The 22,380-nt window shown below is 70.6% G+C and carries 15 protein-coding genes; 3 read left to right on the forward strand and 12 right to left on the reverse strand.

Annotation, left to right across the window (positions count from 1 at the left end; genetic code table 11):
- Positions 1 to 10: 10 nt before the first annotated feature.
- Positions 11 to 1,636, reverse strand: a complete 1,626-nt coding sequence (locus tag ACGFZL_RS12300; RefSeq protein WP_393690865.1) for a stealth family protein — start codon at positions 1,634 to 1,636, stop codon at positions 11 to 13.
- 445 nt (positions 1,637 to 2,081) lie between these two features.
- Here ACGFZL_RS12300 and ACGFZL_RS12305 point away from each other — a divergent pair, with 445 nt between their 5' ends.
- The gene (locus tag ACGFZL_RS12305) at positions 2,082 to 3,179 is read left to right on the forward strand and encodes an LCP family protein (RefSeq protein WP_393690867.1); all 1,098 of its coding nucleotides are present in this window, start codon (positions 2,082 to 2,084) and stop codon (positions 3,177 to 3,179) included.
- A 36-nt stretch (positions 3,180 to 3,215) separates the two neighbouring features.
- Here ACGFZL_RS12305 and ACGFZL_RS12310 read toward each other — a convergent pair whose 3' ends face one another.
- Both ACGFZL_RS12310 and ACGFZL_RS12315 read right to left on the reverse strand, forming a co-directional pair.
- Positions 3,216 to 4,331, reverse strand: coding sequence for a hypothetical protein (locus ACGFZL_RS12310; protein WP_393690869.1), 1,116 nt, complete (start codon positions 4,329 to 4,331; stop codon positions 3,216 to 3,218).
- A 154-nt stretch (positions 4,332 to 4,485) separates the two neighbouring features.
- Positions 4,486 to 5,508, reverse strand: coding sequence for a hypothetical protein (locus ACGFZL_RS12315; RefSeq protein ID WP_393690871.1), 1,023 nt, complete (start codon positions 5,506 to 5,508; stop codon positions 4,486 to 4,488).
- Between the two features lie 122 nt (positions 5,509 to 5,630).
- Here ACGFZL_RS12315 and ACGFZL_RS12320 point away from each other — a divergent pair, with 122 nt between their 5' ends.
- Positions 5,631 to 6,008: an NTP pyrophosphohydrolase gene (locus ACGFZL_RS12320; RefSeq protein ID WP_393690873.1), complete on the forward strand. Its 378-nt coding sequence runs from the start codon at positions 5,631 to 5,633 to the stop codon at positions 6,006 to 6,008.
- A gap of 16 nt (positions 6,009 to 6,024) precedes the next feature.
- On the opposite strand, the gene ACGFZL_RS12325 is transcribed toward ACGFZL_RS12320, so the two are convergent.
- The 9 genes from ACGFZL_RS12325 to ngcE all read right to left on the reverse strand — a co-directional run bounded on the left by ACGFZL_RS12325 (position 6,025) and on the right by ngcE (position 18,061).
- Positions 6,025 to 7,536, reverse strand: coding sequence for an amino acid permease (locus tag ACGFZL_RS12325; RefSeq protein WP_393690875.1), 1,512 nt, complete (start codon positions 7,534 to 7,536; stop codon positions 6,025 to 6,027).
- 155 nt (positions 7,537 to 7,691) lie between these two features.
- Complete coding sequence (gene dxs / locus ACGFZL_RS12330) at positions 7,692 to 9,620, reverse strand: 1-deoxy-D-xylulose-5-phosphate synthase (protein ID WP_355170729.1); 1,929 nt, start codon at positions 9,618 to 9,620, stop codon at positions 7,692 to 7,694.
- A 184-nt stretch (positions 9,621 to 9,804) separates the two neighbouring features.
- Positions 9,805 to 11,097, reverse strand: coding sequence for an ABC transporter permease subunit (locus ACGFZL_RS12335; protein WP_355170727.1), 1,293 nt, complete (start codon positions 11,095 to 11,097; stop codon positions 9,805 to 9,807).
- The gene (locus ACGFZL_RS12340; protein WP_355170725.1) at positions 11,094 to 11,885 is read right to left on the reverse strand and encodes an ATP-binding cassette domain-containing protein; all 792 of its coding nucleotides are present in this window, start codon (positions 11,883 to 11,885) and stop codon (positions 11,094 to 11,096) included. The genes ACGFZL_RS12335 and ACGFZL_RS12340 overlap by 4 nt, the downstream gene beginning before the upstream one ends.
- A 158-nt stretch (positions 11,886 to 12,043) precedes the next feature.
- A complete protein-coding gene (locus ACGFZL_RS12345; RefSeq protein WP_355171115.1) occupies positions 12,044 to 13,147 on the reverse strand; it encodes a sugar ABC transporter substrate-binding protein in 1,104 nt (367 codons plus the stop codon).
- A 133-nt stretch (positions 13,148 to 13,280) separates the two neighbouring features.
- Positions 13,281 to 14,492 carry an ROK family protein gene (locus tag ACGFZL_RS12350; RefSeq protein WP_393690878.1) on the reverse strand — a complete coding sequence of 404 codons (1,212 nt, stop codon included), beginning with the start codon at positions 14,490 to 14,492 and terminating at the stop codon, positions 13,281 to 13,283.
- A 180-nt stretch (positions 14,493 to 14,672) separates the two neighbouring features.
- Positions 14,673 to 15,596: a carbohydrate ABC transporter permease gene (locus ACGFZL_RS12355; RefSeq protein ID WP_355170721.1), complete on the reverse strand. Its 924-nt coding sequence runs from the start codon at positions 15,594 to 15,596 to the stop codon at positions 14,673 to 14,675.
- Positions 15,597 to 15,600: 4 nt separating this feature from the next.
- Entirely contained in the window at positions 15,601 to 16,527 is a 927-nt protein-coding gene (locus tag ACGFZL_RS12360) for a sugar ABC transporter permease (RefSeq protein ID WP_355170719.1), read from the reverse strand.
- A gap of 85 nt (positions 16,528 to 16,612) precedes the next feature.
- A complete protein-coding gene (ngcE, locus tag ACGFZL_RS12365) occupies positions 16,613 to 18,061 on the reverse strand; it encodes an N-acetylglucosamine/diacetylchitobiose ABC transporter substrate-binding protein (protein ID WP_355170717.1) in 1,449 nt (482 codons plus the stop codon).
- 409 nt (positions 18,062 to 18,470) lie between these two features.
- Between ngcE and ACGFZL_RS12370 the strand changes: the two genes are divergently transcribed.
- Positions 18,471 to 22,271 carry a GH92 family glycosyl hydrolase gene (locus tag ACGFZL_RS12370; protein ID WP_393690881.1) on the forward strand — a complete coding sequence of 1,267 codons (3,801 nt, stop codon included), beginning with the start codon at positions 18,471 to 18,473 and terminating at the stop codon, positions 22,269 to 22,271.
- The last annotated feature ends 109 nt before the right edge of the window (positions 22,272 to 22,380 follow it).

Below are 22,380 nucleotides of genomic sequence, written 5' to 3' on the forward strand. Positions count from 1 at the left end.
GAACTCCGGTTCATCGTTCGTACGGACTTGGGGTGGGGAAGTAGGAGGTGAGGAAGTCGTCCAGCAGTACCTGCTGCGCCTCGATGTCCTCCGGGGTGGAGAAGGCGTCGTTGAGGCAGAAGGAGTCCTGGTCCCTGCCGTCGAGCAGCCGTTGCAGCCGGTCCGCCAGGTCCGGCACCGCCAGCTGCAGATAGGTGAACGGCATGGAACCCGGTTGGGCCCGGCCGGTCAGGGCCGCGTAGTACAGCGCGAACGAGGAGGTCGGCGACAGGTCGGTCATGGCCCGGAACCTGCTGGCCGCGGTGCGCGCCCAGGCCTCGGGGAAGTCCCGCTCGGCCTCTTCCATCGCCGAGCGGCGCAGGGCGTAGGGGATGTGCTCCATGGGCTGGGTGATGACCCTGCCGAACCGCTCCTTGAGCAGCGCCCGGTTGTTCTTGCAGGCCGCGTCGACCGGAGTGTCGGTCTCCGCGACCGGCCCCTGCGGGATCCGGTTGCGCGAGGGGAAGTAACGGGCGGTGCCGCTCGCCGTGAAGAAGGCGTGCGGGGCCACCGGGCGCCCCATGAACATGTCGTCGTTGAAGTACAGGAAGTGCTCGGCGAGGCCCTCGATGTGGTGCAGCTGGCTCTCGATGGAGTGCGAGTTGAAGGTCGGCAGGTCCGCCGCGTCGCGGAAGATCTCCCGGTGCGTGGCGATGCGGATCCCGGGTACACCCTCCCGCAGCCAGACCGGGACCTGGTCGTCGGTGACGATGTAGATGTTCCGGATCCACGGCGCGAACAGGTGCAGGGAGCGGACCGAGTAGCGCAGTTCGTCCCGGCTGATGAAGCGGGCGTCGCTGGCCGACTCCGCGTGGTACGCCTCGCCCTTCGCCTCGGCCTTGCGTCGCTTCCACACGGGGTCGTCGCCGTCCACCCAGGTGTACACGGCGTCGACCGCGAAGGCGATGTCGTCGGCGCAGTCGACCAGGAACTCGGGCCGGGTGGGCAGCGGTGGCGCCAGGTGCTGCGGCGTCCAGTCCGAGACGAAGCGGCTGAAGAGGCGCCCGGCGCCGACGACGCCCGGGCCGTCGGCCGCCACGGCCCAGGTCGCGCGGTTGGCACGCGGGGCGACCAGGTGGGTGCCGTGCCGCTGCCAGAACTCCACGGCGCAGCCGTACTCGTGGCCCAGCAGCAGATGCCGGCCCGGGTCGGTGCGGTACCAGCTGACCTGGAGCACCCGGGCGCCGGCGACGTCGCGCCAGGCCCGCGGGTCACGCGAGGACATCGGCTTGGCGGGGCGGGGGGCGTCCGGGTCGATGACCGTGAGATGCCCGGGATACTGGCCGAGCCCCCGGAAGACCGTCTCGAGGACGCGCTCGCGGTCCTCCTCGGCCACGGCCACGACCGTGCCGTGGTCGACCGTGCCGCGCACGGCGAAGTGGGCGATGCCGGCGGAGTCGAGCAGGGCGGTGAGCGCCGAGCGGTTGGCCTCCCGCGCGCCCAGGGGAGTCATCCCCCGCTCCACGTAGACGTCACCGTGCTCCGCCGTGAACGTGGTCGGCCCGGCCGCCGCGGACCGGCGTCGGCCGGTGTCCTGCCGCTGGTCGTCGCCGGTGGCGAGCGCTCGGCGGGGAGTGAACTCAGATACGGTCGTCATGCCACGGATCCCCAAAGGACGACGCGCGCAGCCGCATGGTCACCCTCCCTCTCCTCACCCGGGCCCCCGCCCGGGTGAGCACTGGTGGCCGTGAGCCCTCGTGCCCCCCGGCTCGATGCACGGCCACACCGCGTGCCGGTCACCGACCGGCACTGCTCATACCGAATGTTCCATCTTCATAGAACAAACACATCCTGACCAAGAGGATCGAAGCCTGTCAACGGTGGTCAGTTGTGACGGAAGATACACGCTCAGATGACGTAGAGCCGAAACTCTGCCGTCGGAGAGATGGCCGCGGCCGGGAACCGGCACCTCCGGCAACCGGTCTATAGTTCGGGCACGCCGCGGCTGCCGACGCCGCGACGGGGCCCGGCCCTCCCCCACACGCGCCCTGCACCCTTTCGGATTCACGCAGTGAGCCGACCGATTGAGAGGACCGAGGTCCATGACGCACGCCCCGACGGAGACGAGCCCCCGCGGGTCCAGGCGTGCACCCTCGGGTCGCAGAGCCGCCAAGCCCCCTCGCCGGCGCCGCGTCTGGCGCTGGGTCACGCTGAGCCTGGTGCTTCTGCTGCTGGTCGTGGGCGGTGTCGGCTACTGGCTGTACAGCGACCTGAACGGCAACATCAAGGGCGTCGACATCGACCGGGCGATCGGCACGGACCGGCCGGAGAGGCTGCCGACCTCGGGCCAGAACATCCTGATCCTCGGCTCCGACTCGCGGGCCGGCGACAACGCCGCCCTGCACACCGGCAAGGTGGCCGGCGCCCGGTCGGACACCGCGCTGGTGATGCACGTACCGGAGGGCCGCACGGAGGCCGTCGCGATCAGCATCCCGCGTGACACCCTGGTGACCCGGCCGGAGTGCGTGAAGTCCGACGGCTCCGAGGTCGCCTCGAAGCAGCGGGTGATGTTCAACTCCATCTTCTCGCAGGTCGGTCCGGCGTGCGTGGTCAAGACCGTGGAGAAGATGTCCGGGGTCCGCATGGACCACTACATGCAGATCGACTTCGCCGGCTTCAAGGGGCTGGTCGACGCGATCGGCGGCGTGCACATCACCGTCGACCAGGACATCCACGACTCCTCCAGCGGCCTCGACCTCACCAAGGGCCCGCACAAGCTGGACGGCACCCAGGCGCTCCAGTTCGTCCGCACCCGGCACGGCATCGGCGACGGCAGCGACCTCGGACGCATCGGCCTGCAGCAGCAGTTCATGCTGGCGCTGCTCAGCGAGATCAAGAAGCAGGACCTGCTGGGCAGCCCGACCAAGTCCTACAAGATCGCCGACAGCCTCACCGCCGCCCTGACCACCGACTCCGACCTCGCCTCGCTCACCTCGCTGGCGGAGTTCGGGCGGAGCCTCAACGGCGTCGACCCGGCCACCATGGAGACCATCATGCTGCCGGTGGCCTACGACAAGATCGACCCGGCCCGCGTGGTGGCCGCCGAACCGCAGGCGTCGACGCTGTGGAAGGCGGTCCGCAGCGGCGAGGACATCCCGGAGTCGGCGAAGAAGTCGCCGGCGACCGGCGGCACTTCCTGACGGCCTTCGCCGGCGGGCGGCCCGGCAGACGGGACGTCAGACACGCATCGCGGGGTCCAGCGAGAGACCGGGCCCCTGGGCCTGCCGGGCGACACGCAGGGCGCCGTCGGGACCGAGCACCGCGAGCACGACGCGCCCGAAGCCGTCCAGGGCGAGAGCCGGGGCGCCGAGGGACCGCTCACCGGTGGGAGACCACCACAGGCCCGCCCCCTCGTTCTCCGTCCCGCACACCGCGAAGTGGACCTGCCCCTCCAGGTCCCGGTGGGCCAGCACCGTGCAGTCGTACCCGTCGAGGACCGTCCGCAGCGCGGCCACCCGGTCGCTCGTCGACGCGCCGCCCAGGGGGATCACCCAGCCCCCGGGGCGGTGCGCGACAAGCCGGCCGGAGTCCTCGTCGGACCAGAAGTAGGTCGCCCGGTCCGGCGCGGTCTCCAGCGCCGAGGCCGTACCGGGCGTCACGCGCAGGGGGATGTTCGGCCGGCGGACGAAGGAGCCGTCGGCCTCGTCCTGCCGCCACCACATGGCGAACTGCTCGTTCGCGGCCAGCACTTCGACGCGGCCGGACGCGTGGGCGACGGTGGTGAACCCGTCCCGCACACCGCTGCCCTGCAGGTCCGTCCAGGGTTCCCACCCGCCCTTGGCATCCTCCCGGCGGAGCATCAGCCCACCGCCGGCGTTGCGGGCGAGGACGTGCACCCGGCCAGTGGCGCTCACCGCGGCGGCCGGCGTGCCGAACCGGACCCCCTTCTCGGGCTCCCGGTGCGGATTGCCCAACGAACGCCACTCGGTGACGGGCCTGGCGGTCTGGTACTGGATGGCATGGACGATGTCGACGGCGCCGGCGTTCGCCGGGCGGGCCCGCCTGCCCAGGAAGTGGACGTAGGTGTCCGCGCCCTGGACGATCGCCACGTGCGTGAGGTCCGGGACCACGACGAGTTCGGGGGCCGACCAGTGCGGGCCCCCCGGCCGCGTCTCCGTCCAGCGCAGAAGTCCGCGCCCGGAGCGGGCGTAGGCGGTCAGCCTGCCGTCCTTGCCGCGCACGAGCCAGCGGCCGTCGAGGGTCGCCTCGGCGACCGGGTACTCCTCGCCGGTGTCCGCGGCCCGGTCGGGCGCGCTTCCGCGGACTGCTCCGCGTCCGGATCTGGTCCGCATGGCGTGACCTGCCCCTCCTGCCGCCCACAGCGACCGACCTGTCGCCTCCGGAGCGTCTGGCATGTGCGGAGGCCGAGCGGCGACCATCATAGATCGAACAGGTGACGGAGAATATGTGACGAACTCGTGCACAACTCGCGGGACGACGGTCGTCTCAGACCTCCTGCCACGCCCCCATCGCCAGCCCCGCCGCGTCCTTGCGCCGGCTCAGCAGCAGCCGGCCGGTCGACGGGGACAGGCAGGCGGCGGTCACCCGGTCCTCGGCGTCCAGGGCCAGGGACACCAGGGCGTCCGCCGGGACCGGCGGGCCCGACTCAGTCCAGGTCGCGCCGGCCTCCTCCTGCTCGGACGGGTAGGCGGCGAAGACGATGCGGCCGTGCGTGGCCCGCTGGGCGAGCAGCGTGCAGTCGTGGCCGTCGATGACGCAGCGCACGGCGGCCACCGGTCCCGGCCCCGCCGCCGACGCGACCGGGACGGGCTTGTGGCCGGGGCGCCAGGCGCACAGGCGGCCGGTGGCGTCGTCGGTGTAGAACACCGTGGTGTTCTCCTCGGACGTGGCCACCGCGCGCAGCGTGCCGGGGCGGGGCACGGCCTCCGCCGTCTCGACCAGGTGGAAGGCGGCGGCGGGCTTGTCCTGGCGCCAGTGCAGCAGCGCGTCGGGGGCGGCGCCGTAGACCTCGACGCGTCCCGCCCGGCCCGGCACGGCGACGGGGGCGCCCGCGAACTCCCCCTCCTGGGGGTCGCGCCAGGGTCCCCAGCCGCCCTTCTCCTTCTGCGCGCGGATCACCAGCCGGCCGGCTCCGTCGCGGACGAAGACGTGGGCCCGGCCCTGGTCGTCGACCGCCACGGCGGGCTCGTCCGGGCTCTCGCCCAGGCCGGCCGGGCGGCCGAGCGGATGCCAGTCCAGGGCGGCGAGCAGCGGCCGGAAGTGGGTGGAGTGCAGCAGGCCGCCCGGCTTGCCGCCGGCCGGGGACTGCCAGGCGACCAGGTGCGCGTAGGAGTCGGCGCCGCGGCCGACGCCGACGAGCGGCTCCACCCGGCGTTCCCCGCCGGTCCGCCGCGGGGCGTCCCAGTTGCCGCCGGGTGCGCGCTCCGCGCGGCAGCGGACCGCGCCGTCGGAGACCAGGTAGACGCTGAGGCGGCCGTCGGAGCCGCGTATGAGCCACTCGCCATTCACCGGCACACCTTATGCCGCGCCGGACGGCACGGTCGCCCCGGGCGGGCCCGTGGGTGCCGCCCCTGGTGCCATGCTCATGCGTGCCGCCCTGGGGCCATGCTCATGCGTGCCACCCTGGGGCCATGACGGACAGCGCCTCTCTCCTCGTGATCGTCGACGCCGCGAACGTGGTCGGGTCGGTGCCCGACGGTTGGTGGCGGGACCGGCGCGGGGCCGCGGAGCGGCTGCGGGACCGGCTCGCGGCGGACGGGGTGCCGGGACGGGCGGAGCCGGTGGAGATCGTGCTGGTGGTGGAGGGCGCGGCGCGCGGGGTCGAGCCGGTCGCGGGGGTGCGGGTGGCGGCGGCGCCGGGCAGCGGCGACGACCACATCGTCGCCCTGACCGCCGGGGCGGCGCCCGGGCGCCCGGTGCTCGTGGTCACGGCCGACCGGGAGCTGCGCCGCCGGGTGACGGAGCTGGGGGCGGAGGTCGCGGGGCCGCGGACGGTGCGTCCCGACTGACCTCCGCCGCAGGTCCTTAGGGCTTCTGCCCCGTCGGGGAGACGCCCTCCTCCAGTTCGCCGCGGGCCAGGCGGCTGTGGGTGCGGCCGTAGAAGAAGTACAGGGCGAAGCCGATGACCATCCACACCGCGAAGCGGACCCAGGTCTCGGCCGGCAGGTTCAGCATCAGCCACAGCGAGGCGGCGACCGACAGGATCGGCAGCCACGGCACCAGCGGGGTGCGGAAGGCGCGCGGCAGGTCGGGGCGGGTGCGGCGCAGGATGATCACGCCGATCGCGACGACGACGAAGGCGAACAGCGTGCCGATGTTCACCAGCTCCGCCAGCTCGCTCAGGCTGGTGAAGCCGGCGACGATCGCGATGATCACGCCGAGCAGGATGGTCGGCCGGTACGGGGTGCGGAAGCGCGGGTGGACGCGCGAGAAGAAGCGGGGCAGCAGCCCGTCGCGGCTCATCGCGAAGAACACCCGGGTCTGGCCGAGCAGCAGGATCAGGCAGACGGTGGTCAGGCCGACCGCGGCGCCGAAGCTGATGACGCCGGAGAAGAACGGGTGCCCGGTGGCCTTGAAGGCGTCGGCGAGCGGGGCGTCCACCGACAGCTGGGTGTAGTTCTGCATGCCGGTGACGACGATGGACACCGCCACGTACAGCAGGGTGCAGATGATCAGGGAGCCGATGATGCCGCGGGGCATGTCGCGCTGCGGGTTCTTGGTCTCCTCGGCGGCCGTGGCGACGACGTCGAAGCCGATGAAGGCGAAGAAGACGACGGAGGCGGCGGTGAAGATGCCCATGACGCCGAAGTTGGCCGGCGCCCAGCCGAACATCAGCTGGACCAGCGGCGAGTCCAGGGAGCTGCCCGCGTCCACCGGCTTGGACTTCGGGATGAACGGGTCGTAGTTGGAGCTCTTGACGAAGAACGCGCCCGCGATGATCACGACGAGGACGACGGCCACCTTGATGGCGACGACCACGGAGGTGACCCGCGCGGACAGCTTCATGCCGAGGACGAGGATGCCGGTGAGGACGAGGACCAGCGCGGCGGCGAGGATGTCGAAGCCGAAGCCGTCGGCGCCGTCCCGGCTGCCCAGCGACTCCGGCAGGGTCAGGCCCGCGTTCTCCAGGAACGAGCGGATGTACCCGGCCCAGCCGACGGCCACCACCGCCGTGCCGAGCGCGAACTCCAGGACCAGGTCCCAGCCGATGATCCAGGCGGGCAGCTCACCCAGCGAGGCGTAGGAGAAGGTGTACGCGGAGCCGGCCACCGGGATCGACGAGGCGAACTCGGCGTAGCAGAGGGCGGCCAGGGCGCAGACGACGCCGGCGACGACGAAGGCCAGCGCGGTGGAGGGCCCGGCGTTGTCCTTGGCGACCGTGCCGGTCAGCACGAAGATGCCGGTGCCGATGATGACACCGACGCCGAAGACCGTCAGCTCCAGCGCGGACAGGGACTTCTTGAGCTGGTGCTCGGGCTCCTCCGTGTCCTGGATGGACTGCTCGATCTTCTTGGTTCTGAACAGGGTGCTGCTCACGGTGACCTCCGACGCTCGTCGTCCCCGACATGCATGATCGAGAGGGGGGCGTAGTGCGTATGCCCCGGCGTGAGCTGATTCACGCGGATGAGCGGGTTTCCCCACCGCAAAGGGTGGGGACACCTGCCCATCCGGCCGTACCTCGGAGGCGGCCGTCAGTCGCGCGCCGCCTCCACCGCGTCCGCCTCGGCGCCCGCCTCCTCGTAGCGGCCGTCGAGCTTGGCCACCAGGCCGGTGACCTGGCGGGCGATGTCCGGCGCGGTGAGGCCGATCTCGGCGAGCACCTCGGCGCGCGAGGCGTGGTCGAGGAAGCGCGGCGGGATGCCGAAGTCGCGCAGCGGCACGTCCACGCCGGCGTCGCGCAGGGCCTGGGCGACGGCGGAACCGACGCCGCCGACCCGGGAGTTGTCCTCGACGGTGACGACCACGCGGTGCCGCTCGGCGAGCGGGGCCATCGCCTCGTCGACGGGCTTGACCCAGCGCGGGTCGACCACGGTGGTGGAGATGCCCTGCTTGTCCAGGAGGGCGGCGATCTCCAGGCACATCGGCGCGAGGGCGCCGACGGAGACGAGCAGCACGTCGGGGGTGTCGGTGCCGGGGGCGCGCAGCACGTCCATGCCGCCGACCCGGCCGACGGCCGGCACCGCGGGGCCGACGGCGCCCTTGGAGAAGCGGACCACGGTCGGGGCGTCGTCCACCGCGACGGCCTCGCGCAGCTGGGCGCGGACCTGCTCGGCGTCGCGCGGGGCGGCCAGCCGCAGGCCGGGGACGACCTGGAGGATCGACATGTCCCACATGCCGTTGTGCGAGGCGCCGTCGGTGCCGGTGACGCCGGCCCGGTCCAGGACGAAGGTGACGCCGCACTTGTGCAGGGCGACGTCCATCAGGACCTGGTCGAAGGCGCGGTTGAGGAAGGTGGCGTAGACGGCGAAGACCGGGTGCAGGCCGCCGTGGGCGAGGCCGGCCGCGGAGACGGCGCCGTGCTGCTCGGCGATGCCGACGTCGTAGACGCGGTCGGGGAAGGCTTTGGCGAAGCGGTCGAGGCCGACCGGCTGGAGCATCGCGGCGGTGATGGCGACGATGTCCTTCCGCTCCTTGCCCAGCTCGACCATCTCCTCGCCGAACACGGACGTCCAGTCGGCGCCGGAGGCGGCGATGGGCAGGCCGGTGTCGGGGTGGATCTTGCCGACGGCGTGGAAGCGGTCGGCCTCGTCCTGGAGGGCGGGCTGGTAGCCGCGGCCCTTCTCGGTGAGGCAGTGCACGATGACCGGGCCGCCGAACCGCTTGGCCCGGGTGAGGGCCGACTCCAGCGCCTCGAGGTCGTGGCCGTCGATGGGGCCGACGTACTTCAGGCCGAGGTCCTCGAACATGCCCTGCGGGGCGATGAAGTCCTTCAGGCCCTTCTTGGCGCCGTGCAGGGTGTCGTAGAGCGGCCTGCCGAGGACCGGGGTGCGCTCCAGGAGGTCCTTGGTGCGGGCCAGGAAGCGCTCGTAGCCGTCGGTGGTGCGCAGGGTGGCCAGGTGGTTCGCGAGGCCGCCGATGGTGGGCGCGTAGGAGCGCTCGTTGTCGTTGACGACGATGACCAGCGGGCGGTCCTTGGCGGCGGCGATGTTGTTCAGCGCCTCCCAGGCCATGCCGCCGGTGAGCGCGCCGTCCCCGATGACGGCGACGACGTGCCGGTCCCGGCCGAGCACCTGGTTGGCCTTGGCGATGCCGTCGGCCCAGCCGAGCACCGTGGAGGCGTGGCTGTTCTCGATGACGTCGTGCTCGGACTCGGCCTGCGCGGGGTAGCCGGAGAGGCCGCCCTTCATCTTCAGCCGGGAGAAGTCCTGGCGGCCGGTGAGCAGCTTGTGCACGTAGGACTGGTGCCCGGTGTCGAAGAGCACCTTGTCCTCGGGCGACTCGAACACCCGGTGCAGGGCGAGGGTCAGCTCCACCACACCGAGGTTGGGGCCGAGGTGGCCGCCGGTCTTGGACACGGCGTCCACGAGGAAGGTACGGATCTCCTCGGCCAGCAGGTCCAGCTCCTCCATGCTGAGCCGGTCCAGATCGCGCGGTCCCGTGATGCGGGTCAGCAGCGGCACCCGTGCCTCCTTGCAGTAGAGCTGTTGCCGGGCCTGTCGAGTCTAATGTTCCGCTCCGGCGCCCCGTCCTCGGGCGGTGCGTCGTATGTCACGCGTTCGGCTGTACCCATCATGCGACGGTCCTATGACACGGCTGCGCCCGGCACCGGGGACCGGTGCCGGGCGTGCAGCGTGTCGGGCGAGGTCAGGCGCGGCCGGCCGTCTTCTGGGTCTTGCGGGTGACGGCGTCGATGACGACGGTCACCAGCAGGACACCGCCGGTGATCATGTACTGGACCGGCGAGGCGACGCCCTGGAGGGCGAGGCCGTACTGGATCGAGACGATGACCAGCACACCGAGCAGCGCGTTCCAGGTGCGGCCGCGGCCGCCGAAGAGGGACGTGCCGCCGATGACCGCCGCGGCGATGGCGTTCATCAGCAGGTCGCCGCCGCCCGCGCCCTGGTTGGCGGAGGCGATCTTGGAGGCGATGAACAGGCCGCCGATGGCGGCGAAGGTGCCGGAGATCGCGAACACCGAGATGCGCACCAGGGTGACGTTGATACCGGCGCGGCGGGACGCCTCGACGCTGCCGCCGAGCGCGAAGACCTTGCGGCCGTAGGCGGTGCGGCGCAGCACGAAGTCGGTGATGAGCAGCACCACGACGAAGATCAGCACCGCCAGGGGCAGGCCCTTGTACTGGTTGAAGACGATCGCCACGCCGAAGGCCAGGACGGCCAGCAGCACGGTGCGGGCGATGATCTCGCTCAGCGGCCGGGAGGGCACCCCGACGGCCTCGCGGCGCCGGTTGCCGAAGAAGGCGCTGAGGAAGTAGCCGACCACCACGACGACGGCGAGCCCGTAGGCGGCGGCCACGTCGGCGAAGAAGTAGCTGGTCAGCTTGGCGACGACACCGTCGGAGTCGATGTTGATGGTGCCGTTGTCGCCGAGCACCTGGAGCATGAAGCCGTTCCAGAACAGCAGACCGGCCAGCGTGACGGCGAAGGCGGGGACGCCGATCCGGGCGAAGAAGAAGCCGTGGATGGCGCCCGCGACGGTGCCGGTGAGGATGGCCAGCACCAGGGCCAGCCACTCGTTCATGTCCTTGTTGACGGCCAGCACCGCGAAGGCGGCGCCCGCCACACCGCTGACCGAGCCGACCGACAGGTCGATCTCGCCGAGCAGCAGCACGAAGACGATGCCGACGGCGATCATGCCGGTGCCGACCATGGTCACCGACATGTCGGACAGGTTGCCCGCGCTGAGGAAGTTGGAGTTCAGGCTCTGGAAGATGATCCAGATCAGCACGAGGCCGAGGACCACGGGTATGGACCCGAGGTCGCCGGACTTCAGCTTGCGCTTGAACTCGCCGAGGTACCCGGCGAAGCCCTGCTCGCGCACCAGCAGCCGGGGGTCGACCACGGTGACGGCGGCGGCGGCCGCCTCGGAGTTCTCCACGGTCTGCCCGCCGGCCGGCGTGGAGGTCTTCTCGGTGCTCACTTCGCGACCTCCCCAGTCGTACGCGCCGCACGGCGGGTCACGGCGTTGTCCGTGGCGCCGGTGATGGCGGAGATGATCTCTTCCTGCGAGGTCGACTTGACCTCGAACACGCCGTTGTTGCGCCCGAGGCGCAGCACGGCGACCTTGTCGGCCACGGCCTTGACGTCGGCCATGTTGTGGCTGATGAGGATGACCGCGTGGCCGCGCTCGCGCAGCCGCTCGACCAGGTCGAGGACCTGGGCGGTCTGCTCCACGCCGAGCGCCGCGGTGGGCTCGTCGAGGATGACCAGCTTGGGCTCGCCGAGCATGGACCGGGCGATCGCCACGACCTGGCGCTGACCGCCGGAGAGCGAGGCGATCGGGATGCGGACGCTGGGGATGCGGATGGACAGCGTGTCCAGCAGCTCGCGGGAGCGGCGCTCCATCTCCACCTCGTCCAGGACACCGCGCTTGCGGACCTCCCGGCCGAGGTACAGGTTGCCGACCACGTCGATGTTGTCGCACAGCGCGAGGTCCTGGTAGACGGTCGCGATGCCCAGGTTCTGGGCGTCGTGCGGCTTGTTGATCGTGACGGACCTGCCGTCCCACTCGATGGCGCCCTCATCGATGGGGTGCACGCCGGCGATCGTCTTGACCAGCGTGGACTTTCCGGCGCCGTTGTCGCCCACCAGGGCGACCACCTCACCGGCGTGGACCTCAAGCTCTACGTCGGTGAGCGCCTGAACGGCACCGAACCGCTTGGAGACCCCGCGCAACGCCAGCACGGGCGTAGCGGACACGTGAACCATCTCCTTCGCCGCCTGACCCGGCGGGAGGTTGTGCAGAAGATTTGGGGGGTGTTCCGTCCGGCGCCCCGCCATAGCTTGCGGGGCTGATGAGTGCGGGGCGCCGGAGGAGCCGGGGGGCCGGGCGGGAGGCGGTCCGCCTCACCGCGGGGCCCTGGGACCTACTGGAGGTTGATCTTGTCGCAGGCGGCCTTGTACTTGCCGCCGCAGATCTCGTCGAGGGTGTAGAACCCGTCGGCGATGACCGTCTCCTTGATGTTGTCCTTGGTCAGCGAGACGACCGGGACGAGGACCGTCGGGATGCCCTGCGCGGTGGCGCTGTCGGACTTCTCCTTGGCGAGGGAGTCGAGCGACTCGCCCTTGGCGAGCTTGACGGCCATCTCCGCGGCCACCGCGCCCTCCTTCGGGTAGGACTTGTAGACGCTCATGTACTGCTCGCCGGTGATGATGCGCTGCACGCCGTTCAGCTCGGCGTCCTGGCCGGTGACCGGGATGTCGGCGATGCCGGCGGCCTTCAGGGCGGTGATGATGCCGCCCGCCATGCCGTCGTTGGCGGAGTAGACGCCGACGATCTTGTTCTTGCCGATCGCGGAGATGGCGCCCTCCATGTTGGCGTTGGCGTTCTCCGCCTTCCACTCCTTGGTGTCGTACTCGCGGCCGATCTTGACCTTGCCGTCGAGGACCGAGTGGGCGCCGTCCTTGAACTGCTTGGCGTTCGGGTCGGTGGAGGACCCGTTCATCATGACGATCTGGCCGCTCTTGGCCTTGTCGCCCAGGGCCTTGAGCAGGGCCTCGCCCTGGGTCTTGCCGACGGTCACGTTGTCGAAGGACGTGTAGGCGTCGATCGGGCCCTCGGCCAGGCGGTCGAAGGCGACGACCTTGATGCCGGCGTCCTTGGCCTTCTTCACCGAGCCGGCGATGGCCTTGGAGTCCACGGCGTCCACGATGAGGACGTCCACCTTGTTGGTGACCATCGTGTCGACCTGCTGCGACTGGAGGCTGGCGTCCTGCTTGGCGTTGGCGTAGACGACCTTGCCCTTGTTGTTCGTGAGCTCCTTGACCTTCTTCTCGATCAAGGGCTTGTCGAACTTCTCGTAGCGAGCGGTCTGGTTCTCCGGCAGGAGCAGGCCGACCGTGATGTCGTCGCCCTTCTTGGCGGCGCCGTCGTCGGAGCCCTTCTTGTCGCCCGACTCCTTGGCGCTGCCACAGGCGGCCAGCGAGACGGCCATGGCACCGGCGGCGATGGCAACGGCGGCACGACGCATACGCGTGTTCACTTCACAAACCTCCCTGACGAGGCCGCGACGTTGCGGCCGAGGTGGCTCGAAGTCAACTCGGCCGCCTGTGCGACGTCAAGAAGTAAATCCTTAACGAGATGGCAACGGTGCCATCCGTTCTCTAAGTGAAGGCGGGTGCGACGGTGGACGGGGTGCCGGTCGCACTTCCGTCCAGAAGGGTCGAATCGCCCATTTCGCTGAGTGCCAGGGCGAGCGCCCCGAGCACCTCGGCGCGTCCGCCAAGTGCCCCCGGAAGCACGGAGAGTTGACGCGCGGCGCTGGGGATCGCGTAGCGGCCGACGGACTCCCTGATCGGCCCGAGGACCAGCTCACCGGCCTCGGCGAGATCGCCGCCGAGGACCACCCGGGAGGGGTTGAGGAGATTGCACAGGTTGGCCACGCCGCTGCCGATGTGCCGCCCCACGTCGGCGATCACCCGCCGGCAGCCGGGGTCGCCGTCCCGCGCGAGGCGGACGACGCCCTCCATGGTCAGGTCGCTGCCGTGGCTGGACCGCAGCAGCGGCAGCACGTAGCGGGCGGCGGCGAAGGTCTCCAGGCAGCCGCGGTTGCCGCAGCGGCACACCGGGCCCGCCTCGTCCAGGGTGATGTGCCCGATCTCGCCGGCCGTGCCGCCGGGCCCGCGGTAGATGCGCCCGCTGATGACCAGGCCGGCGCCGACACCGCTGGCGACCTTGATGTACGCCAGGTCCCGCACCCCCCGGCCGCTGCCCCAGACCAGCTCGCCGAGGGCCCCGAGGTTGGCGTCGTTGTCCACGTGCACCGGCACGCCGAGCCGCTCCCGCAGCTCCTCGGCGGGCCGGGTGCCGCCCCAGCCGGGCAGGATGGCGGTCGAGCCCAGCGTGCCGGACTCCACGTCGATCGGGCCCGGCACCCCGAGGCCCACCCCGGCGATCTTGGCGCGGTCCACACCGGTGGCCTCGATCAGGCGGCTGACCAGCTGTTCCGCCCGGTCGAAGCCCTGCGCGGCGCTGGCGTCCACGTCGAGCGGCTCGGCCTCCTCGGCGAGCACCTGGTGGGCCAGGTTGCCGACCGCGACGCGCAGGTGGGTGTGGCCGAAGTCGACGCCGATGACGATGCCCGCGTCGCCGCTCAGCGAGACGCTGCGGGCCCGCCGGCCGCCCGCCGAGGTGGGCGTGACCTCGACCGTCCCGCCGTCCTTCAGCTCCCGGACGATGTTGGAGACGGTCGCCGCGGACAGGCCCGTCGTCCTCGCGATCTCCGCCTGCGTGAGCGAACCGGCGAGGCGTACCGCACGTACCACCCGCTCCAGGTTGGCTCGGTGCAGCGACGACTGCGACCCCGGAGTCTCCACGACGACCTCCTGCGCGCGGGACCGCTTCGGTGAGGCCCCGTCCATGTCCAACTAGTGAACCCTAAGCTGAGCTGTTCGGGTCGCCTCCCGTCAAGAGGTTGAACCTCATCGGAGCTCGCGCCCGCACGCGTGTGCCGCCCCCGGACCACCGGGAGCGGCACGCGCGGAGAGAGGGCCGGCCTACTTCAGGGCGCCCGCCGTGAGGCCCTGGACCACCTGGCGCTGGAAGACGATGTACGCCGCCAGCACCGGCAGCATGGCCATCACCAGGCCCGCGAAGAGGCCCGACCAGTCGCCCTTGTACCCCTGGCTGACCGCGAGCTGCACCAGGCCCTGGGTGAGGACGTGCTTGTCCGGGTCGGTGTTCAGCACGGTCGGCAGCATGTACTGGTTCCACTGCCCGAGGAAGTTGAAGATCCCCACGCTGATCAGGCCCGGCTTGGCCATCGGCAGCATGACCTGGAAGAACGTCCGGCTGTGCGAGGCGCCGTCGACGAACGCGGCCTCCGCCACCGAGGTCGGCAGGGTGCGGAAGAACGCGGTCAGGAAGAACACGGTGAAGGGCAGCGAGTAGGCGATGTACACCAGGATCAGCCCGTGGATCGTGTTCAGCAGCCCCATGTTGTCCACCACGTAGAACAGCGGGACCAGGGCGAGCATGATCGGGAAGCTCATGCCGGCGACGAACAGGTAGTAGATGAAGCGGTTGCCCGGGAAGTCGAAGCGGGCCAGCACATAGGCGGCCATGGAGCCGAGCACCAGGGTGCCGACGAGCGAGCCGCCCACCACCAGGATGGTGTTGAGGAAGTAGTCGCCCATGTGGGCCTGGGACCAGGCGCGCGACCAGTTGTCGAAGTGCAGCTTGTCCGGGAGCGACCAGGGCGAGTTGAAGATCGAGGCGTCGTCCTTGAAGGAGGTCATCACCGCCCACAGCAGCGGCATCGCGACGAGGATCGCCCAGATGACGAGGACGCCGTGGGAGAAGACGTTGAGGGTGGTGCCCTCCTTCTTCGGCCGGGCCGGTCCGCCGGGCGCGGCGTCCGTCTTGCGGACCGGGGGGCCGGACTGGGCCGGCACCGGGGCGGGGGTCTGGGTCGTCTTCATCTGATCAGTACTCCAGCCGCTCGCGCCGGCCGAGCCGCATCACGACGGCCGCGAAGGCCAGGGTGACGAGGAGCAGGGCGACGCCGATGGTGGTCGCGTAGGCGGCCTGGCCGTCCCGGAACGCCTTCTGGTACACGTACAGGACCATGACGGTGGTCGAGTAGTCGGGCCCGCCGGGCCCGGTGGTCATGATCTGCACGACCGCGAACGACTCGGCGCCGAGCGCCAGGATGCCCATGTAGACCCAGCCGGACTGCACGGTGTCCCACAGCAGCGGCAGGGTCACCTTGAAGAAGGTGGCGAAGCGGTTCGCCCCGTCGAGCAGCGCGGCCTCGTACAGCTCCGCCGGGATGGAGGCCATGGCGGCGGAGAAGAGGACCACGAAGAAACCGACCGTGGACCAGACGAGCACCGCCATCACGCACCACAGCGCGTAGTTCGGGTCGCCGAGCCACAGCGGCTGGAAGCCGTCCAGGCCGATGCCGCGCAGGAAGGAGTTGAGCGCGCCGCTGTCCGGGTTGTACGCGAACGCGAACAGCAGGGCGACGATGGCGATCGAGAGCACCTGCGGGAAGAAGTACACGATCTTGTAGAAGCCGGAGCCGCGGACCCCGGTGATCGCCGGGCCGCCGCGCCGGCGGCGTCCGCCCACATTGATCATGAAGGCGAAGAACAGCGCCAGGCCGAGCGTCACCACCGGCACCAGCAGGGCGAACAACACGCTGTGCTGCAACGACTTCCAGAAGATGTCGTCGTCCAGCATGCGCGAGTAGTTGTCGAAACCGACCATCTTGAAGTCGGGGCTCAGCCCCGTCCAGTCCGTGAACGAGTAGTAGATGGACTGGATGAACGGCCAGACGACGAAGAGCGCGTACAGCCCCAGGGGAACCGCCAGGAACCCCACGATGAACCGGTACTTGCCGTGCTGCATTGCTACCGACCCCGATCTGCGCGCGGGCGGCGCCGCGGCGGCCCGGCCGGCGCGCAGGCGCCGGCCGGGCCCCGCAGGGCCGTCCTCACTGGTGCTTGTAGTGCTTGATCGACGAGTCCTTGGCCGCTTCGTCGGCGTAGCCCTGGATCTTCTTGATGGCCTCGGCCGGGGTGAGCCGGCCGGCCATCATCTCGCCAAGACCTGACACGCCGATCTTCTCCTTCTGGAGCTGCACATACCAGTCCTGGAGCCGCGGGTTGACCACGTTCGTGCCGGCCAGCTCGAGGGCCGCCACACCGGCCTTGAGGCCGGGGGTCAGCTCGATGCCGTCGGTGCCGCCGTTGTAGGCGGTCAGCGACTTCACCTTGCTGGTGAAGTTCTTCGACGACGCCTCGCTGAGCATGATGCGCAGCTGCTCCATGCCGCCGGCGCCGTTCTTCGCCTTGGCCGGGACGATGAAGGGCTCGCCGCCGGAGGCCCAGATGGTGCCGAAGGGCATCTTGTCGGAGGAGTCCAGGCCGGTGGGCGCGGAGACGGCGAGCTGGAAGTCGGCCGGGATGACCTTGGCCGACTCGTTCTCCACCCAGGAGCCGTTGGGGATGAAGAGGGCGTCGCCCTTGGCCCAGGCGGTCTGCGACTGGATGTGGTCCAGGCCGGGCGTGCCCTTGAGGACGTAGCCCTTCTTGTACAGCTCGTAGTAGGCCTCGAAGGCGGCCTTCACGGCCGGGTCCTTCCAGGCGTTCGGCTCCAGGTTGTCGATGGCGTCGAGGACCTTGGCGCCGCCGATCTTGGCGATCATCGGGTAGAGCGAGAAGGGCAGGTAGTACGGGTACTTGCCGGCGTAGGTCCAGCCGGCCATGCCCTTCTTCTTGGCCTTCTCGCAGACCGCGAGCATCTCGTCCCAGGTCTTGGGGTACTCCGCGTCCAGCGAGTCCAGCGCCTTCTGGGAGTACCAGACGCCGTAGACCGTGTACGCGTAGTACATGATCCAGACCTTGTCCCCGTCGAACTGGCCCATCTCCACGATGCCGGGGCGCAGGGTGTCGCGGACCTTCTTGTTCGGGTCGTCGTAGGACGGCGCGTCCAGGAGCGCGGTGAGGTCGGCGAGCTGCTCCTTGCCGACCAGGACGCCCATGTCCATCTGCTCGGCGCCGGAGTTGTCGATGAGGTCGGGCGGGGTGCCCTGGTTGAACCGCGGCTGGAGGGTGGACTGGATCTTCTGGGTGGCGGCGAACTTCGTCTTCGCGTCGGGGAAGTTCTTCTGGTAGATCTTCACCGCGTCCTCGGCGTACTCCTTGCCGAAGCCGCCGTCGAAGAGGACGAATTCCATCTGGGCGGTCTCGTTGACGGCCAGCGGGTTCTTGGCGGTCTTCTTGCCCGATTCCGCCTTCTTCTGGTCGTCACCGCCCCCGCTGGCACACGCCGACAGGAAACTCATTCCCGGTACGGATACCAGGCCGAGCGCGGCGGACCGCTTGATGAGCGCGCGGCGGCCGACGCCCGTGCTGTTGTTCTCGGCGGAAGTGGATCCCATGCTCAAGTCCTCGCCTTCTCCAGGACTCAGGCGGTGTACCGGATCCTCCCGGGCACCGCGATCGGGTCACGCTGGGTGGTGCACGAAGTACTGATACGGCTGTCGTTGCTGTTCGGGTGCCCTGGCGGTGGCTTTTCGCGGTTCGCCCCGGAACCCCCCGGTGGCCGACAGGTATAGTCCACTTCCCGCCGCCGGAGCAAGATCGAAAGCAAGGTTGTCGGTGGGTCTTTTCCGAGTTGAGACCTGTCGGAAATATCGGCGGCCAGTACCCCGCCGACCGGTCGAAGTCCGGCCACAGGCCCCGGACACCACAGCAACGCCCTTGACATCACTTGCCACTTGGCCGCTACTGGTCCTTGCGCGTGTGAATTGACAACGTTGTCCCGAGCGCATGGAGGGTGACCACGGCATGGGTTACAGGGTTCGGCACAGATGGGGTCCGGCGGTCGTCCTGACGACCGCCTTCGCCTTGGCGGTGAGCGCCCAGGGGGCCGCGGTCGCGCGGCCCGCCGCGCCGGCCGCCGCGTCCGCGGAGTTCGCGTCCTCCTTCGAGGCGGGCGACCCGGCCCCGGACTGGCTGAGCACCGTCGACACCGGCCCGGGCGGCGCCAAGCGCGCCTCCGGCGTGGACGGCGGCTTCAGCAACGGCATTCCGGGCAACGTCACCGACCGCGTCACGGCGGTGCGGGCCAGCGCCGAGAACACCGACGGCGGCGAGGTCAAGGAGAACCTCACCGACGGCGAGCCGGGCACCAAGTGGCTGGCCTTCGCGAAGACCGGCTGGATCGAGTACGACCTGGACGCGCCGGTGAAGGTGGCCCGCTACGCGCTCACCTCGGCCAACGACCACGCCGAGCGCGACCCGGCCGACTTCGTGCTCCAGGGCTCCGCGGACGGCCAGGACTGGCACACCCTGGACACCCGCACCGGGGAGACCTTCGGCGAGCGCCTGCAGACCAGGACGTACGACCTCGCCGAGCCGGCCGAGTACCGGCACTTCCGCCTGGAGATCGCCAAGAACGCCGGCGGGGACATCCTCCAGCTGGCCGACCTCCAGCTCTCCACCGGCGGCAGCGGCGGCGAGGTGCCGCCCGACATGCTCTCGCTGGTCGACCGGGGCCCGAGCGGCTCCCCCACCGCGAAGGCGGGCGCCGGCTTCACCGGGACCCGGGCGCTGCGCTACGCGGGCCGGCACACGGCGGACGGGCGGGCGTACTCGTACAACAAGGTCTTCGACGTGAACGTGAAGGTGGACCGCGCGACCGAGCTGTCCTACAAGGTCTTCCCGTCGATGGCCGACGGCGACCTCGACTACGACGCCACGAACGTCTCCGTCGACCTCGCCTTCACCGACGGCACCTACCTCAGCGGCCTCGGCGCCACCGACCAGCACGGCTTCGCGCTCACCCCGCGCGGGCAGGGCGACGCCAAGGTGCTGTACGTCAACCAGTGGAACAGCGTGCGCTCGGCGATCGGCTCGGTCGCGGCCGGCAAGACGGTCGACCGGATTCTGGTGGCGTACGACTCCCCCAAGGGCCCGGCGAAGTTCCGCGGCTGGCTGGACGACGTGGCGCTGAAGCGGGCCGCGCCCGAGAAGCCCAAGGCCCACTTGTCCGATTACGCGCTGACCACCCGGGGCACCAACTCCAGCGGCAGCTTCTCGCGCGGCAACACCTTCCCGGCGACAGCCGTGCCGCACGGCTTCAACTTCTGGACGCCGGTGACCAACGCCGGCTCGCAGAGCTGGCTGTACGACTACGCGCGCGGCAACAACGCGGCCAACCTGCCGACCATCCAGGCGTTCAGCGCCAGCCACGAGCCGAGCCCCTGGATGGGCGACCGGCAGACCTTCCAGGTGATGCCCTCGGCCGCCGAAGGCACCCCGGACACCGGCCGGGACGCCCGCGAGCTGGCCTTCCGGCACGAGAACGAGACCGCGAAGCCGTACTACTACGGCGTGCGCTTCGAGAACGGCCTGAAGGCCGAGATGGCGCCCACCGACCACGCGGCGGTGCTGCGCTTCACCTACCCCGGTGACGACGCGAGCGTGCTCTTCGACAACGTCACCGACCAGGCGGGCCTCACCCTCGACCAGGCCGGCGGCACCGTCTCCGGCTACTCGGACGTGAAGTCGGGCCTGTCCACCGGCGCGACCCGGCTGTTCGTCTACGGCGAGTTCGACAAGAAGGTCACCGGCGGCGCCTCCAGCGGCGTCAAGGGCTCCCTGCGCTTCGACGCGGGCGCCGACCGCACCGTCACCCTGCGCCTGGCGACCTCGCTGATCAGCCTGGACCAGGCGAAGGCCAACCTGCGCATGGAGGCCCCGAAGGGCACGTCCCTGGAGAAGGTGAAGCGCGCCGCGCAGCGGCAGTGGGACGCCCTGCTCGGCAAGGTCGAGGTGGAGGGCGCCACGGCGGACCAGCTGACCACGCTGTACTCCAGCCTGTACCGGCTCTACCTGTACCCGAACTCGGGCTCCGAGCAGGTCGACGGCAAGGTCAAGTACGCCTCGCCCTTCCAGCCGATGACGCAGCCGGACACTCCGACGCAGACCGGCGCGAAGATCGTGGACGGCCAGGTGTACGTCAACAACGGCTTCTGGGACACCTACCGGACCACCTGGCCGGCGTACTCCTTCCTCACCCCCTCCCAGGCGGGCGAGCTGGTCGACGGCTTCGTGCAGCACTACAAGGACGGCGGCTGGACCTCGCGCTGGTCCTCCCCCGGCTACGCGGACCTGATGACCGGCACCTCCTCGGACGTGGCGTTCGCGGACGCGTACGTCAAGGGCGTGCACTTCGACGCGAAGGCGGCGTACGACGCGGCGGTGAAGAACGCCACCGTGGTGCCGCCGTCCTCCGGCGTGGGCCGCAAGGGCATGGAGACCTCGCCCTTCCTCGGCTACACCTCCACCGAGACCCACGAGGGCCTGTCCTGGGCCCTGGAGGGCTACGTCAACGACTACGGCATCGCGCGGATGGGCGCGGCGCTGTACAAGAAGACGGGCGTGAAGCGCTACAAGGAGGAGTCGGAGTACTTCCTCAACCGCGCCCAGGACTATGTGAACCTCTTCGACGACAAGGCCGGCTTCTTCCAGGGCAAGGACGCCGCCGGGAACTGGCGGGTGGACTCGGCGAAGTACGACCCGCGCGTGTGGGGGTACGACTACACCGAGACCAACGGCTGGGGCTACGCCTTCACCGCCCCGCAGGACAGCCGGGGCCTGGCCAACCTCTACGGCGGCCGGGCGGGCCTCGCCGACAAGCTGGACACCTACCTCGCCACCCCGGAGACGGCCTCGCCGCAGTTCGTCGGCTCCTACGGCGGGGTCATCCACGAGATGACCGAGGCGCGGGACGTCCGGATGGGCATGTACGGGCACTCCAACCAGGTCGCCCACCACGCCCTGTACATGTACGACGCGGCCGGCCAGCCGTACAAGACGCAGGCCAACGTGCGCGAGGCGCTCTCCCGCCTCTACACCGGCAGCGACATCGGGCAGGGCTACCACGGCGACGAGGACAACGGCGAGCAGTCGGCCTGGTTCCTCTTCTCCGCGCTCGGCTTCTACCCCCTGGTGATGGGCAGCGGCGACTACACCATCGGCTCCCCGCTGTTCACGAAGGCGACGGTGCACCTGGAGAACGGCCGCGATCTGGTCGTGAAGGCGCCGCGCAACAGCACGAAGAACGTCTACGTGCAGGGGCTGAGGGTCAACGGCAAGAGCTGGAACTCCACTTCGCTCCCCCACTCCCTCATCTCCCGGGGCGGCGTCCTCGACTTCAGCATGGGTTCGAGGCCGTCCTCGTGGGCGACGGGCAAGAACGCGGCGCCGCCGTCGGTGACGCAGGACAACAAGGTGCCCTCGCCGCGCCGGGACGTCCTGACGGGCGGGGGCGCGCTGGCCGACGACACCTCGGCGACGGAGGCGGCCGTGACCGGCGCCGACCTGCCGGTGGCCGAGCGGGTGAAGGCGGTGCAGTACACGCTGACCTCGCCGGCCGACCGCACGAAGGCGCCGACCGGCTGGACCCTCCAGGGCTCCCGGGACGGCCGCAAGTGGCAGACCCTGGACCGGCGTTCGGGCGAGACCTTCGCCTGGGACCGGCAGACCCGGGCGTTCACGGTGCGCTCGGCGGGCTCGTACGCGAAGTACCGGCTGGTGCTGGACGGGGAACACACGCTGGCGGAGGTGGAGTTGCTGGCGTGAGATGACGCAGGCGCGAGAAGGGGCCGGGGGCCCCCGGGGGGGCCCCCCCCGGCCCCCGCCCCCGCCCCGCCCCCCCCCGCCCCCAACCCCGCCCCCCCCGCCCCCCCCA

The sequence above is a fragment of the Streptomyces sp. NPDC048182 genome (genome assembly GCF_043202555.1).
In the GTDB taxonomy this organism is placed as follows: Bacteria; Actinomycetota; Actinomycetes; order Streptomycetales; family Streptomycetaceae; genus Streptomyces.